Origin of the sequence: Clostridium caldaquaticum (assembly GCF_023806125.1) — a bacterium.
Lineage (GTDB): Bacteria > Bacillota > Clostridia > Clostridiales > Clostridiaceae > Clostridium_AT > Clostridium_AT caldaquaticum.
On the sequence record NZ_JAMSKT010000007.1, the window covers coordinates 92,956 to 113,960 of the forward strand.

Annotated in this window: 21 protein-coding genes; all 21 read left to right on the forward strand. The window is 29.6% G+C overall.

Annotated elements, in window-relative coordinates; translation table 11 throughout:
- Positions 1-7 precede the first annotated feature (7 nt).
- The 21 genes from ispG to recA all read left to right on the forward strand — a co-directional run bounded on the left by ispG (position 8) and on the right by recA (position 20,991).
- Complete coding sequence (gene ispG / locus M2651_RS06220) at positions 8-1,057, forward strand: flavodoxin-dependent (E)-4-hydroxy-3-methylbut-2-enyl-diphosphate synthase (protein ID WP_252131487.1); 1,050 nt, start codon at positions 8-10, stop codon at positions 1,055-1,057.
- A 277-nt stretch (positions 1,058-1,334) separates the two neighbouring features.
- Positions 1,335-1,796, forward strand: coding sequence for a ribosome maturation factor RimP (gene rimP / locus M2651_RS06225; RefSeq protein ID WP_252131488.1), 462 nt, complete (start codon positions 1,335-1,337; stop codon positions 1,794-1,796).
- Positions 1,797-1,809: 13 nt separating this feature from the next.
- Positions 1,810-2,865, forward strand: a complete 1,056-nt coding sequence (gene nusA, locus M2651_RS06230) for a transcription termination factor NusA (protein WP_252131489.1) — start codon at positions 1,810-1,812, stop codon at positions 2,863-2,865.
- 14 nt (positions 2,866-2,879) lie between these two features.
- Complete coding sequence (gene rnpM, locus M2651_RS06235) at positions 2,880-3,149, forward strand: RNase P modulator RnpM (protein ID WP_252131490.1); 270 nt, start codon at positions 2,880-2,882, stop codon at positions 3,147-3,149.
- Positions 3,139-3,453, forward strand: coding sequence for a ribosomal L7Ae/L30e/S12e/Gadd45 family protein (locus tag M2651_RS06240; protein ID WP_252131491.1), 315 nt, complete (start codon positions 3,139-3,141; stop codon positions 3,451-3,453). The genes rnpM and M2651_RS06240 overlap by 11 nt, the downstream gene beginning before the upstream one ends.
- 17 nt (positions 3,454-3,470) lie before the next feature.
- Positions 3,471-5,564, forward strand: a complete 2,094-nt coding sequence (infB, locus tag M2651_RS06245; RefSeq protein WP_252131492.1) for a translation initiation factor IF-2 — start codon at positions 3,471-3,473, stop codon at positions 5,562-5,564.
- 21 nt (positions 5,565-5,585) lie between these two features.
- Complete coding sequence (rbfA, locus tag M2651_RS06250) at positions 5,586-5,951, forward strand: 30S ribosome-binding factor RbfA (RefSeq protein WP_252131493.1); 366 nt, start codon at positions 5,586-5,588, stop codon at positions 5,949-5,951.
- Entirely contained in the window at positions 5,938-6,894 is a 957-nt protein-coding gene (locus tag M2651_RS06255; RefSeq protein ID WP_252131494.1) for a DHH family phosphoesterase, read from the forward strand. Before rbfA ends, M2651_RS06255 begins: the two co-directional genes overlap by 14 nt.
- Positions 6,891-7,760, forward strand: a complete 870-nt coding sequence (truB, locus tag M2651_RS06260) for a tRNA pseudouridine(55) synthase TruB (RefSeq protein ID WP_252131495.1) — start codon at positions 6,891-6,893, stop codon at positions 7,758-7,760. The genes M2651_RS06255 and truB overlap by 4 nt, the downstream gene beginning before the upstream one ends.
- 11 nt (positions 7,761-7,771) lie before the next feature.
- Entirely contained in the window at positions 7,772-8,707 is a 936-nt protein-coding gene (locus M2651_RS06265) for a bifunctional riboflavin kinase/FAD synthetase (protein WP_252131496.1), read from the forward strand.
- A 127-nt stretch (positions 8,708-8,834) separates the two neighbouring features.
- Complete coding sequence (gene rpsO / locus M2651_RS06270) at positions 8,835-9,098, forward strand: 30S ribosomal protein S15 (RefSeq protein WP_252131497.1); 264 nt, start codon at positions 8,835-8,837, stop codon at positions 9,096-9,098.
- Between the two features lie 127 nt (positions 9,099-9,225).
- Positions 9,226-11,340 (forward strand): polyribonucleotide nucleotidyltransferase, encoded by a 2,115-nt coding sequence (locus tag M2651_RS06275; protein ID WP_252131498.1) that lies wholly within the window; start codon positions 9,226-9,228, stop codon positions 11,338-11,340.
- Positions 11,341-11,416: 76 nt separating this feature from the next.
- Positions 11,417-12,718, forward strand: coding sequence for a M16 family metallopeptidase (locus tag M2651_RS06280; RefSeq protein WP_252131499.1), 1,302 nt, complete (start codon positions 11,417-11,419; stop codon positions 12,716-12,718).
- Complete coding sequence (gene dut / locus M2651_RS06285; protein ID WP_252131500.1) at positions 12,684-13,124, forward strand: dUTP diphosphatase; 441 nt, start codon at positions 12,684-12,686, stop codon at positions 13,122-13,124. The genes M2651_RS06280 and dut overlap by 35 nt, the downstream gene beginning before the upstream one ends.
- Positions 13,125-13,187: 63 nt before the next feature.
- The gene (locus tag M2651_RS06290) at positions 13,188-13,463 is read left to right on the forward strand and encodes a YlmC/YmxH family sporulation protein (protein WP_252131501.1); all 276 of its coding nucleotides are present in this window, start codon (positions 13,188-13,190) and stop codon (positions 13,461-13,463) included.
- Between the two features lie 13 nt (positions 13,464-13,476).
- Complete coding sequence (gene dapG, locus M2651_RS06295; RefSeq protein WP_252131502.1) at positions 13,477-14,676, forward strand: aspartate kinase; 1,200 nt, start codon at positions 13,477-13,479, stop codon at positions 14,674-14,676.
- Positions 14,677-14,736: 60 nt separating this feature from the next.
- The gene (locus tag M2651_RS06300) at positions 14,737-15,426 is read left to right on the forward strand and encodes a ClpP family protease (RefSeq protein ID WP_252131503.1); all 690 of its coding nucleotides are present in this window, start codon (positions 14,737-14,739) and stop codon (positions 15,424-15,426) included.
- A gap of 176 nt (positions 15,427-15,602) precedes the next feature.
- The gene (locus M2651_RS06305; RefSeq protein WP_252131504.1) at positions 15,603-17,840 is read left to right on the forward strand and encodes an FtsK/SpoIIIE family DNA translocase; all 2,238 of its coding nucleotides are present in this window, start codon (positions 15,603-15,605) and stop codon (positions 17,838-17,840) included.
- A 78-nt stretch (positions 17,841-17,918) separates the two neighbouring features.
- On the forward strand, positions 17,919-19,253 hold the full coding sequence (gene rimO, locus M2651_RS06310; RefSeq protein ID WP_252131505.1) for a 30S ribosomal protein S12 methylthiotransferase RimO: 1,335 nt from the start codon (positions 17,919-17,921) through the stop codon (positions 19,251-19,253).
- Positions 19,240-19,785, forward strand: coding sequence for a CDP-diacylglycerol--glycerol-3-phosphate 3-phosphatidyltransferase (gene pgsA / locus M2651_RS06315; protein ID WP_252131506.1), 546 nt, complete (start codon positions 19,240-19,242; stop codon positions 19,783-19,785). The genes rimO and pgsA overlap by 14 nt, the downstream gene beginning before the upstream one ends.
- A gap of 156 nt (positions 19,786-19,941) precedes the next feature.
- Positions 19,942-20,991: a recombinase RecA gene (gene recA, locus M2651_RS06320; RefSeq protein WP_252131507.1), complete on the forward strand. Its 1,050-nt coding sequence runs from the start codon at positions 19,942-19,944 to the stop codon at positions 20,989-20,991.
- Positions 20,992-21,005 lie beyond the last annotated feature (14 nt).

Sequence of the window (21,005 nt, forward strand, 5' to 3'; positions counted from 1 at the left end):
GAATTCTATGGATAGACTAAAGACTAAAAAAATAAGAGTTGGGAATATATATGTAGGCGGAGATTCACCTATAACAGTTCAATCTATGACTAATACAGATACTAGAAATATAGATGCAACAGTATCGCAAATCTTAAGATTAGAATCTGAAGGCTGTGATATTATAAGATGTGCTGTTCCAGATATGGAAGCGAGTGATGCATTAAAGTATATATGTCAGCAAATACATATTCCACTTGTTGCAGATATACATTTTGACTATAGATTAGCTCTTAATTCAATAAAAAACGGTGTATCTGCATTAAGAATAAATCCTGGGAATATTGGTGATAAAGATAGAATCAAAGCAGTAGCAGAAGCTGCAAAGGAAAAAGGTATACCTATAAGAATAGGTGTAAATTCTGGTTCACTTGAAAAAGATATACTTCAAAAGTATGGAAAGGTCTGTCCAGAAGCTCTTGTAGAGAGTGCTTTAAGACATGTAGATATTTTGGAAGAATTTAATTTTAATGATATAGTAATATCTATTAAATCATCTAATGTAGTTCAAATGATTGAAAGCTATAGACTAGTTTCTAAACACGTTGATTATCCATTGCATTTAGGAGTAACTGAATCTGGCACAGTATGGAGGGGAACTATAAAGTCTAGTATTGGAATAGGAACATTGCTTTGTGAAGGTATAGGTGATACTATTAGAGTTTCTCTTACAGGGGATCCTATAGATGAGGTCAAAGTAGGTAAGGAAATTTTAAAATCTATTGGATTAGTAAGTAAAGGTATTGAGTTTATTTCTTGTCCTACATGCGGAAGAACTCAAATAGATTTAATAAATATAGCAAAGCAGGTAGAAGAACGATTAGTTAATAATAATAAAAATATAAAGGTTGCCATAATGGGATGTGTAGTAAATGGTCCTGGAGAGGCTAGAGAAGCTGATATAGGAATAGCTGGAGGTAATGGCGAAGGCCTTATTTTTAAAAAAGGTAAAATAATTAGAAAGGTAAAAGAAGAAGATTTAGTTAAAGAATTATTACATGAAATCGATAAGCTTTAAAATATTAAAATAAATCTATTGTTTTTATTTTAATTAAAATAATTTTTTCTTGAAATAAAGTTTTTATTATGTTAAAATAAATTTAGTAAATATTTACCGATAAATTTTGCAAGGAGAGTGGGTTAAAAAACCCGCTTTTTCTATTTTTAAAACGCAACTTATGTTGCGTTTTATTATAGTCAAACTTTCTAATTTTATCATTATAAACTTTAAATAGCTTATTATAAGTAATATACTTTATAAATATTGTAAAACATATGTATAAGGAGGGATTGAGATGATTAAAGATAAATTGATTGAGAAACTTTTGGATTTGATTAAACCAATTGTAGAAGAAAGAAATTATGAACTTTACCATGTAGAATATGTAAAGGAATGTGGAGAGAACTATTTGAGAATATATATAGACAGTCATAATGGAATAAATCTTGATGACTGTGAAAAAGTAAGCAGAGCTGTAAGCGATATGCTAGATGCTGTAGATCCTATTGAAGAATCATATTATCTGGAAGTATCCTCGCCAGGGATTGACAGAATATTGTTTTCTGATGCACATCTTAATAGATATCTTGGTAGTGTTATTTCTATTAAAATGGCTAAATTATTTAATGGTAAGAAAATTTATGAGGGTATATTGGAAGACTTTAACTCTGAATATATTACTATTAATTTTGAGGGAAATAGTTTAAATATACCAAGGAAACTAATAAAGGTAATGAATCTAAAAGGGGAATTCTAAGGAGGTTGTAAAAATGAATGAGGAGTTTATCGAAGCTCTTAAAGAAATAGTTAAAGAAAAGGGAATAAGTGAGGATTTATTATTTACTACAATTGAGGATGCTTTAGTTGCAGCCTATAAAAAAAATTATACTACTGGAAGTTCTCAAAATGTTAAAGTTACTATGAATAGAGAAAATGGAGAAATTCACGTATATTCTCAAAAGAAAGTCACTGCTCAGCCTAATAATGAAGTTGAAGAAATATCTCTTGAAGATGCAAAAAAAATTAATCCAAGGTTACAAATTGATGACGTAGTAGATATAGAAGTAACTCCTAAAAAATTCGGAAGAATTGCTGCTCAAGCAGCTAAGCAGGTAGTAATTCAAAGAATAAAAGAAGCAGAAAGAAGCATTATATACAATGAATTCATAACAAAAGAATACGATATTATTACTGGTACTGTTATAAGAAAAGATAAAGGTAATGTATTTGTAGATTTAGGAAAAATAGAAGCTGTTTTAGGTCCAAACGAACAAATGCCAGGAGAAGAGTATAATTTTAATAGTAAGTTAAAATTATATATAGTCGAAGTAAAAAATACTACAAAAGGAGCACAAGTTATTGTATCTAGAACACATCCTGGATTAGTAAAAAGGCTTTTTGAACTTGAGGTTCCTGAAATTTTTAATGGAATAGTAGAAATAAAGAGCATAGCAAGAGAGGCTGGTTCAAGAACCAAAATAGCTGTTCACTCAAATGATATTACTGTTGATGCCATGGGAGCTTGTGTAGGACCTAAAGGTACAAGAGTTCAAAATATAGTCAACGAATTAAAAAATGAGAAAATCGATATTATTAAATGGAGTAAGCTTCCTGAAGAGTATATTTGTAATGCGTTAAGTCCATCAAAGGTTTTAGATGTAACTTTAGATGAAGAGAACAAATCTGCAAGAGTTATAGTTGATGATAATCAATTATCATTAGCTATCGGAAAAGAAGGTCAAAATGTCAGGTTGGCTGCTAAACTTACAGGTTGGAAAATTGATATAAAAAGTAAGTCTCAATTTGAATCATTAAATACACTTTAAAAGTAGGTGGGTTTATGAAAATAAAAAAAATACCTCAAAGAATGTGTACTGGTTGTATGGAAATGAAACCTAAAAAAGAATTAATTCGTGTAGTTAGAAACAAAGAAGGTGAAATTTCTATAGATTTAACAGGGAAAAAACCAGGAAGAGGCGCCTATATTTGTAAAAGTGAAGATTGTCTAGCAAAGGCGTTCAAAGCTAAAAGATTAGAGAAAAATTTAGAAGTTAAAATAGATGATGAGATATACTCTAATTTGAAAGAAGAGATAAACAATGCAAGATAAATTTCTTCAATTTTTAGGTATAACAAAGAAGTCTGGAAGTTTATTAGAAGGTTATAATAAATGTGAAGAGGCTATTAAATCAGGAAAATTATTTCTACTAATATTATCTGATAATTGTTCTGAAAATACAAAAGAAAAGTTTATAAAATATTGCAATAAATATAATGTACCGTTTGTGCAAGCATATTCAAAGGAGGATTTAGGTACTCCTATAGGAAGAACTGAAATTAATATACTTGGTATAGCTGATAAAAATATGAGTATAAGACTTGTTAGTTTATGGAACGAAAAAAACAAAATTTAATACCGGGGGTGTATATATTGTCAAAAATAAGAGTTTACGAATTAGCAAAAGAATTAGGCGTTTCTAGTAAAGATTTAATAAATTTACTTTCAGAGGAATTTAACATTGTTGTTAAAAATCACATGAGTGTCATTGAAGAAGAAGATGCGGAACTTATAAAAGAATTAATGCAAGAGAATGGTAAAAATGAAATAATACCATCTGTACAGTCAGCATTAATGGATGAAGTTGATGTACTAGAAAAATATGAAGATTTTGCTGAAGAAAAGGTTAAAGTTAAGAAAAATAAGAAAAAGTCAAAAAATAGCGTTGTAAATCCAGAAGATGAAAATAGAGATGATGAATCCGAAGGTTTGATAATTGAGATTCCTGATACTATTACAGTAAAAGAATTAGCAGAAAAATTAAATAAACCATCTACTGAAGTTATAAAACAGTTAATTTTTACAGGTGTAATGGCTGCTATAAATCAGGAAATTGATTTTAAAACAGCTGAAAAAGTAGCAGAAAAGTTTAATGTTTTAGTTTCTAAAAAAGAAGAAACGTTAGTAAAGATAGAACAAGATGTTGAAGTAGAAGAAGAAACTAGTTTAGATACTGAAAAAAGACCACCTGTAGTAACAGTAATGGGGCACGTTGATCATGGTAAGACTTCTTTGCTGGATGCTATCAGAAAAGCTAGAGTTACTGAAAGCGAGGCAGGTGGAATTACACAACATATTGGTGCTTATACTGTAACTATAAACGGAGAAAAAATAACATTCTTGGATACTCCTGGTCATGAAGCTTTTACTGCAATGAGAGCTCGTGGTGCTCAAATTACTGATATTGTTATTTTAGTAGTAGCAGCAGACGATGGTATAATGCCTCAAACTGTAGAAGCTATAAATCATTGTAAGGCTGCAAATGTGCCTATAGTTGTAGCAATAAATAAAATTGATAGAGCAGCTGCAAATCCTGATAAAGTAAAACAGGAATTAACAGAATATGGATTAATTGCTGAAGACTGGGGTGGAGATACTATATGTGTTCCTGTATCAGCACATACAAAAGAAGGCATTGATAATCTGTTAGAAATGCTTATTTTAACTGCTGAAATGCAAGAATTAAAAGGGAACTCTAATAGAAATGCTAAGGGAACAGTTATTGAGGCTAAACTTGATAAAGGAAGAGGTCCAGTTGCTACGCTATTAGTACAAAATGGTACATTAAACGTTGGAGATTCTATTTTAGTTGGTACAACTTACGGTAGAATTAGGGCAATGTTTGACGATAAAGGAAAAAAAATAAAATCTGCAGGACCATCAATACCTGTAGAGGTACTTGGACTTTCAGAAGTTCCTGCTGCTGGAGATAAATTTAATGTTACTAAAGATGAAAAGACAGCAAGAGATATGGCTGAAAAAAGAAAAGAAAAACAACGAGCGGAATATCTTCAATCTACTCACAAAGTATCCTTAGAAGATTTGTATAGTCAAATTCAAGAAGGAAAAGTAAAAGAATTAGATATAATTATAAAAGCAGACGTTCAAGGTTCTGTTGAAGCTATAAAGCAATCTTTAGAAAAATTATCTACAGATAATGTAAAGATAAGAGTAATTCATGGTGCGGTAGGGGCTATAACAGAAACAGACGTTATATTAGCTACGGCTTCTAATGCTATAATTATTGGCTTCAATGTAAGACCAGATACTAATGCAGCTAATTTAGCAGAAAAAGAAAAAGTAGAAATTAAAACTTATAGAATCATATATAATGCTATCGATGATATCAAAGCCGCAATGCTTGGAATGCTCGAGCCAGAATATAAAGAAGTTGTGTTAGGAAAAGCTGAAGTAAGAATGACTTACAAAATTTCTAATGTTGGTACCATAGCTGGCTGTTATGTTTTAGAAGGTAAAATTACAAGAAACAGCAGCATAAGAGTTATAAGAGATGGTATTGTGATTTTTGAATCTAATCTGGCTTCTCTAAAGAGGTTTAAAGATGATGTTAAAGAAGTTGCTTCTGGATATGAATGTGGTTTAAGTATTGAGAAATTTAATGATATTAAAGATGGTGACATAATAGAAGCATATACTATGGAAGAGATTAAACCCAAACATCTATAAGTAATAAGAGGAGAGGATTGTATGGTTAAATACAGGAGTGGCAGAATAAACGAGGAATTAAAAAGAGAAATTAGTGATATAATCCATAACGAAATAAGAGATCCTAGATTAACTGCTATGATTAGCGTTACTAAGGTTGATATTACAAAAGATTTAAGATATGCAAAGGTATTTGTAAGCATATTTGGTAATGATGAAGAAAAAATGAATTCTTTTAATGTTTTAAAAAGTTCAACTGGTTTTTTGAGACGAGAACTTGGTCATAGGGTAAATCTGAGATACACTCCAGAACTTATACTAGAATTAGATACTACAATAGAGTATGGAATGCACATAAACTCTCTAATTGAGAAAATAAAGGAGACAACTAATCATGATAATACATGATATTATCAATGTGCTAAATGCTAGTAAAAAGATAGCTATAACTTTCCATGTATCTCCTGATGGGGATTCATTGGGAAGTTCTTTAGCTTTAATGCTTGGACTAAAAAGTAATCATAAAGATGTGTATATTGTAACCAAGGATAACCTACCAGAAACATACAGTTTCCTTCCATCCTACAATGAAATAATTATTTCAGAAGGAACAATATTAGATGATACTGATTGTGTGGTAGTAATAGATTGTGGTAATTTAGAACGTGTATCTGCAAATTTAAACCTAAAATTGAAAGCATATAATTTAATAAATATAGACCATCATATAACTAACGAATTTTATGGCGACTTAAATCTAGTAAATACAAATTCAGCAGCAACAGGAGAAATAATCTATGAACTTTTAAATTCAATGGGAGTAAATATAGATAAGAATATATCAGTGTGTCTATATACATCCATTATAGCAGATACAGGAGGTTTTAAACACTCTAACACAACTGCTGATACTCATAAAATAGCTGGTAAACTAATTAATAATGATATCAATTTTAGTGACATTCATAGAATTGTTTTTGAAAATAAAAAATTTAAAAGATTAAAATTAATTGCTAAAGCTATAGATGGGATGTATCTTATTAATAATATATGTGTAATAAAACTTACTAAAAATATGTTAGATGAGATAGGTATTGAAGCCTCTGATACTTCTGATATAATATCTATTGGGGGAAGTATTGATACTATTGAAGTTACAGTTCTTTTTAGGGAAACAGATGAAGGAATTAAGGTTAGCTTGCGTTCTAAATCAATAGTAGATGTAAGAAAAATTGCAGAAAGCTTCGGTGGAGGAGGCCACATACGTGCTTCTGGTTTATTAATAAATAAGAGTTTGGCTGAAGCAGAACACATTATTATAAAAGCCATTGAAAAAGAGTTGATAAAATGAATGGAGTAATAAATGTTTATAAACCTACTAATGTTACTTCTTTTGAAGTAGTTAGAAAGATAATGAAAATATGCAACACTAAAAAAGTTGGACACACAGGTACCTTAGATCCGCTTGCTTCAGGGGTATTACCTATTTGTGTAGGACGTGGAACAAAAATTGTAGATTTTATAATGAGTGATCAGAAGGTATATAATGCGCAGTTAAAACTTGGGGTTGAGACCGATACTTATGATAGAGAGGGTATGATCATAAGTGAAAAAGATGTGAACATAGATGAAAAAACCATTTTAGATGTCTTTAATTCTTTTATTGGAGATATTGAGCAAGAGCCTCCCATGTATTCTGCTTTGAAGATTAATGGAAAGAGATTGTATGAACTCGCTAGACAAGGTTTAGTAGTAGAAAGAGCTAAAAGAAAGGTTTCTATTTATGATATAAATATAACAAGAATTTCTTTACCATATATAGATTTCAATGTAACTTGTTCAAAAGGGACTTACATTAGAAGTTTATGCTATGATATAGGAAAAATTTTGAATGTTGGCGGAACTATGTGGAACTTAGAGAGACTTCAAAGTGGTATATTTAAAGCAGAAGATTCCATATTGTTAGATAAAATAAATAATAATAATGTGCAAGATTATGTAATCTCTATTGAGGATGCACTTAAAAATTATGATAAATTATGTATTAGCAGTAGATATGAAAGATTACTGTTAAACGGTGTAAAACTAAATAACGAGTATGTATTAAATAAAATAGAGTTTGATAAATTATATAGAGTGTACATAGATGGAATTAAATTTATTGGATTAGGTATGAGGGATGATAAAGGATTTAAAATTACTAAATTATTAGTTTAGGAGCAGTTACTATGATAGTTTTAGAAGATAATTTCAATACCATAATAAAAGATAAAACCTATATAGCACTTGGAAGTTTTGACGGGTTACATATAGGACATATGGGTCTTATAAACAAAACACTGGAATTATCAAAAATTAATAAAATAAAAAGCATGATATGCACTTTTAAAAATCATCCCCTTAGTGTTGTAAATAAAGAAAAAATGCCTAAATTATTAATTGATAATGAAACAAAGTTAAATTTATTGGAAAAACTAGGTGTAGATATTGTTAATTTGGTCAACTTTAATTATGACTATATGAAAATATCTCCTGAAGACTTTTTACTTAATATGCATAGATGCTACAACTTAAAAGGTATAGTAGTTGGATTTAATTACAGATTTGGCTATAAAAACAGTGGTAGTATAGAATTATTAAAAGATTATAGCTCAAAACTAAACTTTGATTTACATGTGATAGATTCTGTTATGTATAAGAGTGAGGTTGTTAGTAGTTCAAGAATAAGATCACTTATTGCTGAAGGAAATGTTTCAGAAGCAAATAAAATGCTTTTAATGCCATTTATGATAAGGGGAGTTGTAGTTAAAGGAAAGCAGTTAGGACGAACAATAGGATTTCCTACAGCTAATCTTAGTTATGATGATACACTTTTAATTCCTAGAATAGGAGTATACTTTACTGTAATAAAATATAAAAATCTGTTTTATAAAGCAATAACAAGTGTAGGCTATAATCCTACAGTAAATTCAGTTGAAAATAATGTATCGATTGAAACCCACATATTAAATTTCGAAAAGAACATATATGGCGAGAATATTGAATTATATTTCATAAAAAGAATGAGAGATGAGATAAAGTTCAACTCACTAATTGAACTTGCTTATCAATTGAAAAAGGATAAAGAATTTGCAGAAAAACAGCATTTAGAAAAATTTTCATAAAAATAAAAAAAATAATTTACAATATGTTTGTTATTTGTTATAATATCTTTCGTGAACCTTATGCTAAGAAATACGAATTGCCAACGTAATTCTTGGGATAAAGGCGATAGTTTTGGAGGTGTATATTATGGAAAAGGCAACAAAGCAACAGATTATTGAAAAATTTAAAAGACATGAAGGAGATACAGGATCTCCAGAGGTGCAAATAGCTCTTCTAACTGATAGAATTAATCACTTAACTGAACACTTAAAAGTTCATAAGAAAGATCATCACTCAAGAAGAGGTCTACTTATGATGGTTGGTAAAAGAAGAGGTCTTTTAAATTATCTTGAGAATGAAGATATTGAAAGATATCGTAACATTGTTGAAAAACTTGGACTAAGAAGATAATCAAGAGCGGGTCAACTCCGCTCTATTATTTTAAAAAATACTACATTACAAAACTTGTACATAATTTTTATAATAAAATAACCTAAGTTGACAATAATATTAATGTATATTGAAAGGAGGTAAATATATGAGTCAAATACTAGAAACTACTGTTGCAGGTAGGAAATTAAAATTTGATTATGGCAAAGTTGGTATGTTGTCTAACTGTGCCTTATTGGCTAGCTATGGAGATACAGTGGTTCTTATTAATGTAAATGCTTCTGATAAACCAAGAGAAGGAATTGATTTTTTTCCTTTAAGTGTTGAATATGAAGAAAGACTATATGCAGTAGGAAAAATACCTGGAGGATTTATTAAGAGAGAGGGTAAACCTTCTGAAAGGGCTATACTTAATGGAAGGGCTATCGATAGACCTTTAAGGCCATTATTCCCTAAAGGATATAGAAATGATGTTCAAATTGTTTGTACTGTGGTATCTGTAGAACCAGATAATGTACCAGAAATTTTAGCAATAAATGCTGCATCAATGGCTTTATGCATTTCAAGCATTCCATATAAAGATCCAGTTGGAGCAGTTTCAATAGGATTAATTGACGGAAATTTTATTGTTAATCCTACCTCGAAAGAAAGAGAACAAAGCATTCTAAACTTAACCGTATGTGCTACTAAAGATAGAGTTATGATGATTGAAGCTGGTGGTGACGAAATACCAGAAGATATTATGTATGACGCTATAATGTTTGGTTTTGAAGAATGTAAAAAAATTGTTAATTTCCAAGAGGAAGTTATGAATAAAGTGGGTAAAGAAAAAGTTATACCTGAACTTTATAAAGTTGATGAAACATTAGAAAAAGAAGTTACTGAATTTGCCTTTAATATGATAAAAGAAGCTATGTATATTAAGGATAAGGATAAAAGAAATGAAGCTATGGATGCTGTAAAAGCAAAAATTAGTGATGTTTTTAATGAAAAGTATCCTGATAATACTTCAGATATAGCTGATGTGGTTTATAGAATACAAAAAGATATAGTAAGAAATATGATTTTAAAGGAAAAAATAAGGCCAGATGGGAGAAAATTTGACGAAATACGACCGATAAATTGTGATGTTTCATTGTTGCCTAGAACTCATGGAACTGGTTTATTTACAAGGGGATTGACTCAAGTAATGACTGTAGCAACTATTGGTGCTTTAGGTGATGTTCAAATATTAGATGGTTTAGGTGAAGAAGAATTTAAAAGATACATGCATCACTATAATTTTCCAGCTTATAGTGTAGGAGAAGTTAAACCATTAAGAGGACCTGGACGAAGAGAGATAGGTCATGGAGCTTTAGCTGAAAAAGCACTAGAGCCTCTAATACCATCGGAAGAAGAATTTCCGTACACTATAAGACTAGTTTCAGAAGTATTAAGTTCTAATGGTTCGACATCACAAGCAAGCGTATGTGGAAGTACATTAGCGTTACTTGATGCTGGAGTTCCTATAAAAAGACCAGCAGCAGGAATAGCTATGGGTTTAGTTACAAGTGAAGACTTAACAGAAGAAGAAGTTTTAACTGATATTCAAGGAATCGAAGATTTCTTCGGAGATATGGATTTTAAAGTAGCTGGAACTGAAAAAGGAATTACTGCTATACAGGTCGATACAAAGATACATGGTTTATCAAATGAATGTATAAAAAAATCAATGGATGAAGCTAGAAAAGCTAGATTATTCATATTAGAGAAGATTAAAGAATGTATACCAGAACCTAGAAAAGAGTTGTCACCTTATGCTCCAAGAGTATATACTATAAATATAGATCCAGAAAAGATAAGAGATGTTATAGGTACTGGTGGTAAAACTATTAATAAAATTATTGCTGAAACTGGTGTAAAAATAGATATTAAAGAAGATGGAAAAATATTCATTATGTCAAATGATAGCGTAGGTGCACAAAGGGCGTTAAAAATAATTGATGACCTTACAAGAGAAGTTAAAGTTGGAGAAATTTATTTAGGTAAAGTAACTAAAATAGCTAATTTTGGAGCATTTGTAGAAATCCTTCCAGGTAAAGAAGGTCTTGTTCATATATCAAAACTTGACGTTAGTCGAGTTAACAAGGTTGAAGATATTGTATCTATTGGAGATGAAATTCTAGTTAAGGTTACTGAAATTGATAATCAAGGTAGAATTAATCTTTCTAGAAAAGATGCTATTAAAGATTCTGAAAATGAGGAAAATGAAAGTCAAAAATAGAAGGGCATCATTGCCTTTTTATTTTTTATAAAGATTATATTGCTTTATATTTCGAACCTTTTGTATGGAGGATAAAATGTATAATATATTTAAATTAAACAATGGATTAAGAGTGGTAGTTGAGAATATAGATTATGTAAATTCAGTAAGTATTGGGTTATGGGTTGAAAATGGTTCTAGAAATGAAAATAAATTTAATAACGGTATTTCTCACTTTATCGAACATATGCTTTTTAAAGGTACTACTAATAGAACGGCTAAGCAGATTGCAGAAAGTATAGAGGATGTAGGTGGTCAAATAAATGCTTTTACAGGAAAAGAAACTACCTGCTACTATACTAAAACATTAGATACTCATTTAGAGTTATCTTTGAATATTTTATCTGATATGCTATTTAATAGTAAATTTTTGGATGAAGATATAGAAAAAGAAAAAGGAGTAATTATAGAAGAAATAAATATGAGCGAAGACTCTCCAGAGGATGTGCTTACTGACCTTCATAGTACAGCTATATGGGGAGAAGATTCTATATCTATGCCTATATTAGGAACTATAGAAACGGTTAAATCTTTTACAAGAAATCAACTTATTCAATATTTAAAATCACATTATATTCCTGAAAACTGTGTTATATCTATTGCTGGAAAAGTAAATATACGTAATATTGAATCTTTAATTATTAAATATTTCGGAAATTGGAATTATGTTGATGATAAACAAATAACTGAATATTCGACTCTTAATATTTTAAATAATCATTTATTTAGAGAGAAGGATATTGAGCAGTTGCATATAAGTTTAGGAATGTATGGTTTAGAAACAGGCAATGATGATATATATAGTTTGCTGCTTCTAAATAATATGTTTGGCGGAGGTGCTTCATCATTATTATTTCAAAAAATAAGAGAAGAATTGGGTTTATGTTATTCAATTTATTCATATATCTCTGCGTTTAAAAATACAGGTGTTATTAGTATTTACACTGGGTTAAATCCTAAACATTCACTTAAGGTAGTTGAACATATTAAAGAGGAAATATTTAATTTTACAAAATATAATATTACTGATGATAAACTTATAAAATTAAAAGAACAATTAAAAGGAAGCTATATATTAGGACTTGAAAGTACTAGCAGCAGAATGTTTAGCAATGGAAAGGCCATTTTATTCTTAAATAAAGTAAATACTCCAAAGGATATAATCCAAAAAATAGATAATATAAGCAAAGAAAATTTACATGAAGTTATGGAGAAAACCTTTAAGAAAGGCATCTTAAATTCAGCTTTTGTTGGTCCTAAAGTGGATTTAAATGCTTTAATTAATATTATAGAAGGTGATATAGTTGCTTTTAAAAATAAAAAAAGTAAAAGGATTTGAGGACTTGCCTACACCTAAATTCATGACAACTGGAGCTGCAGGTATGGATTTATATGCGGCTATAAATGAACAGATTATTTTAAAACCTTTTGAGAGAAAAAAAATTCCTGTTGGAATTTGTATTGAGCTTCCTAAAGGATACGAAGCTCAAATAAGACCAAGAAGCGGCTTGACAGCAAATTTTGGAATAACATTATTAAATTCACCTGGAACAATAGATTGGGATTACAGAGGGGAAATAAATATTATTATGATAAATTTAGGAAATGAGAATTTTATTATTAACAAAGGAGACAGAGTTGCTCAAATTGTTTTTAATAAAGTTGAAACTCCTATAATTGAAATAGTTAGTGAAATTGGCGAAACAAGTAGAGGAATAAATGGATTTGGTTCTACTGGAGTTTAGTAATAAACTTTTCATATCTTTCATAGTATTCTATTATAATAAATGATATTAAGGAGGAAAAATATGAGTGATAATATAAAGTATTACAGTGAGATGGAAAGATATGAAATTATTAATATTAATGATGGTGAAAAATATAACTATTTATCAAATAATGATATAGTTATAGATGAACAAGGTAATTTAAAATTTTTAATACTAAATAATACTAAAACTAGGTTTAGTTTATTCGGTGGTAATGAATTTATAGAAGTACCTTGGGAATGTATAAAAAAAATTGGTTCAAGAACTATAATTTTAGATGCTGAGGAAAACTCTTTGAAGAAGACTCGGGTGTGATGGAGGTTATATAATGAAGATACTTGTTCAAAAATTTGGTGGTACATCCGTATCTACTCATGATAGAAGGTTATTAGTTATTGAAAAGATAAAGTCTGCATTAAATGAAGGTTTTACTCCTGTAGTTGTAGTTTCTGCTATGGGTCGAAAGGGAGATCCTTATTCAACAGATACTTTGCTATCAATGATTAATGAAAAATTAAAAGATACTAATCCGCTTGCTGTTGATTTGCTGATGAGCTGTGGAGAAATAATAAGTACTGTAGTAATGTCTAATGAATTAAACGAAGTTGGGATTGATGCACTACCTTTAACAGGCGGTCAGTCAGGAATTATTACTGACAATAATTATAATAATGCTTCAATATTAAGAGTTGATACCAGCAATCTCATGAAAATAATAAACAGCAATAAGATACCTATTGTTGCAGGATTTCAAGGTCAGGATGAATCTGGATTTATAACTACTTTAGGGAGAGGAGGAAGTGATGTTACAGCTTCACTGTTAGGGGTTGCTCTAGCTGCTGAGGAAATTCAAATTTATACTGATGTAGATGGTATCATGACTGCAGATCCTAGAATTGTTTCCGAAGCATCCTTAATAAAAGAAATTAGCTATAATGAAGTTTTTCAATTTGCTGATCAAGGCGCAAAGGTAATACATCCAAGAGCAGTGGAAATTGCAATGAAAGGTAATATTCCTTTAGTAATAAAAAATACATTAAATAATTGCACAGGAACTATAATTAATACTACAGGGGCATTGAATTTTGATAACATTATAACTGGAATAACTCACATGAGTAATAGAGTACAAATTAAAATAAGTTTAGATGAAAATTTCGATAATGATAATTATACTAAGCTTTTAGATATACTTGCTGAAAATATGATAAGTATCGATCTTATAAATGTATTTCCTAAAGAAAATATATTTACTATTGATTTAAACGATATTAATAAGTTTAAGAATATAATGAATAAATGTGGATTAAAGTATTCATATACGGATAATTGCAGTAAAATAGCTCTAATAGGAAGCAGAATCAGAGGAGTTCCAGGAGTAATGGCAAGAGTTTTAAAAACTTTGACAAAAGCCAATATAGAAGTGCTTCAAACGGCTGACTCGCATACTACTATTTGGTGCTTAGTTAATGGTAACAATACTCAAAGTGCTATAAATGCACTTCATAAGGAGTTTAAATTAGGATAACTTTATATGAATATATATCTTCTCTTATGCACAGACTAAGTTTAGCTAGGAGGAGTGTATATGTCAGAAGATAACGGAAAAAAAGAATTAGATACTGTTAAAGAATTAGGAATAACAAATGTTCTACGAACTGATGAAAGAATACAAGTTTTACCTATAATAGGCCAAATTGAAGGTCATTCAACTTTGCCGCCTCAGACAAAAGCTACTAAGTATGAGCATTTTATTCCTCAATTAGTGTCAATAGAAACAAATGAACGAGTTGAGGGTGTATTAATTATTTTAAACACAGTAGGTGGAGATGTAGAGGCTGGTCTAGCTATTGCAGAAATGATAAGAAGTTTAAGCAAACCAACTGTTTCACTCGTTATAGGAGGAGGACATTCTATAGGAGTACCATTAGCAACATCTGCAGATTATTCATTTATATCACCTACTGCTACAATGATTATTCATCCTATAAGAATGAATGGATTAATAATAGGAGTACCTCAAACGTTTGAATATTTTAATAAGATGCAGGAAAGAATAATAGAATTTGTTACGAGAACTAGTAATATAAAACGAGAAACATTCTTTGAGCTAATGCTTCAAACTGATGAGCTGTTAAATGATATGGGTACTATTCTTATAGGAAAACAAGCAGTTGAAATTGGTCTGATTAATGAAGTAGGTGGAATTAGTACTGCTTTAGAAAAACTCGAATTATTAATTAAAGCTAAAAAAGAAAAGTATGATTTGAAACCATAGGTAAATTCCTATGGTTAATTTATGTTATGATTAAATTATAATAAACCGAAAATTAATATCTATTGTATATATAGATATTGTTTTTAAATTACTTTAGATATATATTATGTCAAATACTAAAATAAATAAAGGATATTTTTTGGTTGTGTAGAATATAAACTAAGGAGGTGGGTACTTTGTCAAAGAAAAAATCTAAGTCAAGTTATAATTATGATATTAAAGGATTAATATATATAACTCTCGGGATACTTTCACTGCTTAGTGTTTTTTCTTCTTCGTCCTCAGGAATTGTAGGACATTTTACAAAAAAAATTCTTTTTTCTATCTTAGGACTAGGTGCATATATTTTCCCATTTTTTATAATATTTTTAGGATTTTGTTTAATTATTAAAAAAGGGCTAATAAGCATTAGTAAGAAATTTTATGGTATACTTTTATTATTAGAAACTATATTATTAACATTGCAAATGATAAATATTAACTTATACTATAATTATGAAGATATTATATCAGGAGTTATAAAAATATATAATTCTAATAGTGTCATTCACGGTGGAATAATTAGTTATCTTATTACAATATCGTTATATAAACTTTTTGGAATTATTGGTTCTTTTATTATATTGATATTCTTATATATTTTATCCTTCATATTGATATGGCAAATATCTTTGTATGATGTCATTGTTTACTTAAATTCAAACTTTAAGTTTAAAAAAATAGAAAAAAATAAGGTTTTTTCAAAAGAAAAAAACGAAGTAGAAGCTGATGTTCTAATTGCAAGTGATGCAGCTAAAGAGGATTTCATTAAGAAAGTAAATAATAAAATAAAGATAATAGATTTTATAAAATCTTCTAATATTAATAATGAACAAGCAGTAGAGCAAACTATTCAAGAAGATAAAATAGACCAATTAATAAATATTGAGCTTGAAGAACAAATAAATAAAAATTCTACCGATACAGGAATGGAATACATTGCACCCTCTTCAGAATTATTAAATTTAAATAGTTCTTTAAAGCTTAATAAAGAAGATAAAAGAGAGTTAATAAATAATGCAAGTAAGCTTGAGGAAACTTTAATTAGCTTTGGTGTTGAAGCTAAAGTAGTTCAAGTTACTAAGGGACCTTCTGTTACAAGATTTGAAATACAACCACAGGCAGGAGTAAAAGTAAGCAAAATAGTTAATTTGGCTGACGATATTGCATTAAGTTTAGCAGCATCTGGTGTTAGAATTGAAGCTCCTATACCAGGTAAATCTGCGGTAGGAATTGAAGTCCCAAATAAGGAACTTACCGCAGTATTTTTACGAGAAGTAATTGAATCACAAGAATTTATAGATAATAACAAAAATTTGGCCTTTTGTCTTGGTAAAGATATTTCTGGCAACTGTGTGGTTTCAGATTTATCTAAAATGCCTCATGTTCTAATTGCAGGAGCTACTGGTTCAGGTAAGAGTGTATGCATAAATACGTTAATAGTTAGTTTGCTTTATAAATATTCACCTGAAGATGTAAAACTGCTTATGATAGATCCAAAAGTAGTAGAATTAAGCGTATATAATGGAATACCTCATTTATTAATACCTGTTGTTACTGAGCCTAAAAAAGCGGCTGGTGCATTAAACTGGGCTGTTAATGAAATGACTAAAAGATATAAAATTTTTGCAGAAAATAATGTTAGAAATATTGAAAGCTATAACGAACTTGTCCAAAAAGGTAAATTAGAAGATAAGCTTCCTTGGATTGTTATTATTGTAGACGAACTTGCTGATTTAATGATGGTATGTCCTAATGATATAGAAGATTATATAGGAAGATTAGCTCAAATGGCTAGAGCAGCTGGAATGCATCTTGTTATAGCTACACAAAGACCTTCTGTTGATGTTATAACAGGTGTAATTAAGGCTAATATCCCTTCTAGAATTTCTTTTGCTGTATCTAGTCAAATTGACTCTAGAACTATTTTAGATACTGCTGGAGCTGAAAAGCTACTTGGGAAAGGCGATATGTTGTTTTATCCAGTAGGTGAATCAAAACCTATAAGAATACAAGGTGCTTTTATATCAGAAGAAGAAGTGGAAAGAGTTGTGTCTTTTATTAAAAATCAAAAGACGCAAATCGAATATAAAAACGAAATTTTAGAAGAACTTGATCATAATAGTACTGAAACAAATTCAGAAGAGCTTGACAGTCTTATAAATGAAGCCGTTAAAATTGTTGTTGACGCAGGACAAGCTTCAACTTCATTAATACAGAGAAAGCTGAGAATAGGTTATAACAGAGCTGCTAGAATAATCGAACAAATGGAAGAACTTGGAATTATCTCTAGTAAAGATGGTAGTAAGCCTAGACAAATACTACTAGATAAGGAAACAGCATTAAATGTAAACTACCTTCAGGCTAACAAATAATTTAAATAGTACTTGTTTATTTATTAAATCAGATTTAAAATGTAGTATGTATTTATATTAACTATGGGAGGAAGACTTGTGGAAAAACTTAAGTTTGGAATTATTAGTTTAGGCTGTGATAAGAATAGAATTGATTCAGAGTTAGCTATAGGAAGACTTAATAAAAATTATGAGTTAGTAAATAACCCTAAAGAGGCAGATATTATTCTTGTAAATACCTGTGGTTTTATAGAATCTTCTAAACAAGAATCAATAAATACAATTCTTGAGATGGCAGAATATAAGAAAAGATATAAGTGTAAAATTCTAATAGTAACTGGTTGCTTAAGTCAGCGTTATAAAGAAGAACTTTTAGAATTAATGCCAGAAATTGATATTATGTTAGGAGTAAATAATTACGATAAACTTTTAGAAAGTATAGAAGAATTTTTGAAAAACAAAAATAGATTATCTTATTATGATTATAGTGATAGTTTAATTACTGAGGGAGAACGAGTTATAACAACAGGTAAATCTACAGCTTATTTGAAAATAAGTGAAGGTTGTGATAATTTATGCACCTATTGTATAATACCTAAAATTAGAGGAAAGTATAGAAGTAGAAAAATGGAAGATATTGTATCTGAAGCTAAAACACTTGCTCAAAATGGTGTTGTTGAAATAATACTTGTAGCACAGGATACTACCATGTATGGAATCGACTTATATAAAGAGAAAAAGCTGCCTGCTTTAATAAGAGAATTATCTAATATTGAAGAAATAAAGTGGATAAGGTTACTGTATTGTTATCCTGAGGAAATAACTGATGAATTAATACAAGAAATTGCAGATAATTCAAAGGTATGCAAGTATATTGATATGCCAATTCAGCATATAAGTAACACTGTTCTAAAAAGAATGAATAGAAGAGGTAAAAAAGAAGAAATAATAAGAAGTATAACTAAAATGAGAGATAAAATAATGGATTTGTGTTTACGTACCTCTATTATAGTTGGATTTCCTGGAGAATCAGATAGTGAGTTCAATGAATTAAAGGAATTTGTTCAAGATATAAAATTCAATAAACTAGGTGTATTCAAATATTCTCAAGAAGAAGATACACCTGCTTCAAATTTTGATAACCAAATCCCTACAGAAATAAAAGAACAGAGAGAAAAAGAATTAATGCTTTTGCAGCAAAAAATATCTAAAAAAATAAACATGGATAAAATTGGAAAGGTATATGATGTTTTAGTAGAGGGTACTAAAAATGGAATGTATGTTGGAAGAAGTTTTGAAATGGCTCCAGAAATAGATGGTGAAATTTTCTTTAGTTGTGATACAATAGTAGATATCGGTAAAATTGTACCTGTTAAAATTACTAAAGCATTAGAATATGATTTAATAGGAGTTGTTTACTATGAATCTTGCTAACAAACTTACAGTTATTCGTATTTTTTTAGTTCCTATTTTTTTGATATTTATAGCTGTTAAAGAAATTCCTTACGGTACTATTATTGCTACAGCAGTTTTTATAATTGCAGCACTAACAGATAAATTAGATGGATATATAGCTAGAAGCAGAAACCAAATAACTCGCTTTGGAAAATTTATGGATCCTTTAGCGGATAAGCTTTTAGTAACTGCAGCACTAGTTTCTCTTGTGGATTTTCAAATAATTCCAACATGGATTGCTATGATTATAATTGCAAGAGAATTTGCTGTTACTGGACTTAGGTCAATTGCTGCATCTGAAGGTGTAGTGATTGCTGCAAGCTGGTGGGGTAAAATAAAAACTTTTGTTCAGATTGTAGCTATTATTTTTGCACTTTTAAATTTGAACTATACAACTATCTTCTTTACAATGTCTACAAAACTTGTTATGTATATTGCTGCTTTTGTAACAATATTATCTGGAATTGATTACTTCATTAAAAATAAGGATGCAATTAAAATAGATAAATGATTAGAATGACATAAATCGGGCATAATTTTAATAAAAGTTCCTAGAAATATTTAGGAACTTTTATTATACCTGTTGACCAAATAATTATAATATAATATAATTATATAGAACAAATGTTCGTAATAAAGAAAGGATGTGAACCCTTAGGGGAATTATATGGATAACGAAAAATTAAAAGCAATAGAAGCTGCAATAGGTCAAATAGAAAAACAATTTGGAAAAGGTTCTATAATGAAGTTAGGTGAACATAGTATATTAAATTTGGATTCCATATCCACTGGTTGTTTAGATTTAGATATAGCTTTAGGTATAGGTGGAGTACCAAGAGGTAGAATTATTGAAATTTTTGGACCAGAATCCTCAGGAAAAACAACTGTAGCACTTCACATTGTAGCCGAAGCACAAAAGGCTGGTGGTGCAGCAGCTTTTATTGATGCTGAGCATGCTTTAGATCCAACTTATGCAAAAGCATTAGGTGTAGATATTGATAACTTAGTAGTGTCTCAACCAGATACAGGAGAGCAAGCATTAGAAATTGCAGAAGCTCTAGTTAGATCTGGTGCAGTAGATGTAATAGTTGTCGACTCTGTAGCTGCTTTAGTTCCTAGAGCAGAAATAGAAGGTGAAATGGGAGATTCTCATGTTGGGCTTCAAGCAAGACTTATGTCTCAAGCTCTTAGAAAGTTAGCAGGATCTATAAATAAATCAAAATGTGTTGCTATATTCATTAATCAGCTTCGTGAAAAGGTTGGAGTTATGTTTGGTAATCCGGAGACTACACCTGGAGGTAGAGCACTTAAATTTTATGCTTCAGTTAGATTGGATGTTAGAAAGTCTGATTCAATAAAACAAGGTGAAGATGTTATTGGTAGTAGAACAAAAGTAAAGGTAATAAAAAACAAGGTAGCTCCTCCTTTTAAAATAGCTGAATTTGATATCATGTATGGTCAAGGTATATCATCAGAAGGAAATGTTCTAGATGTAGGTGTAAAAGAAGAAATAATACAAAAGAGTGGAGCTTGGTTCTCTTATAATGAAGTTAGATTAGGTCAAGGCAGAGAAAATGCGAAACAGTTTTTAAGAGAAAATCCTGAAATTCTTTTAGAAATAGAGAACAAGATAAGAGAAAAATATAACTTGCCTATTTTCAATAAAACATCTGTGGAAAAAGTAGAAACTCAAAAAAAAGATAATAAGGATAAGTAATTGATATCAGCCTT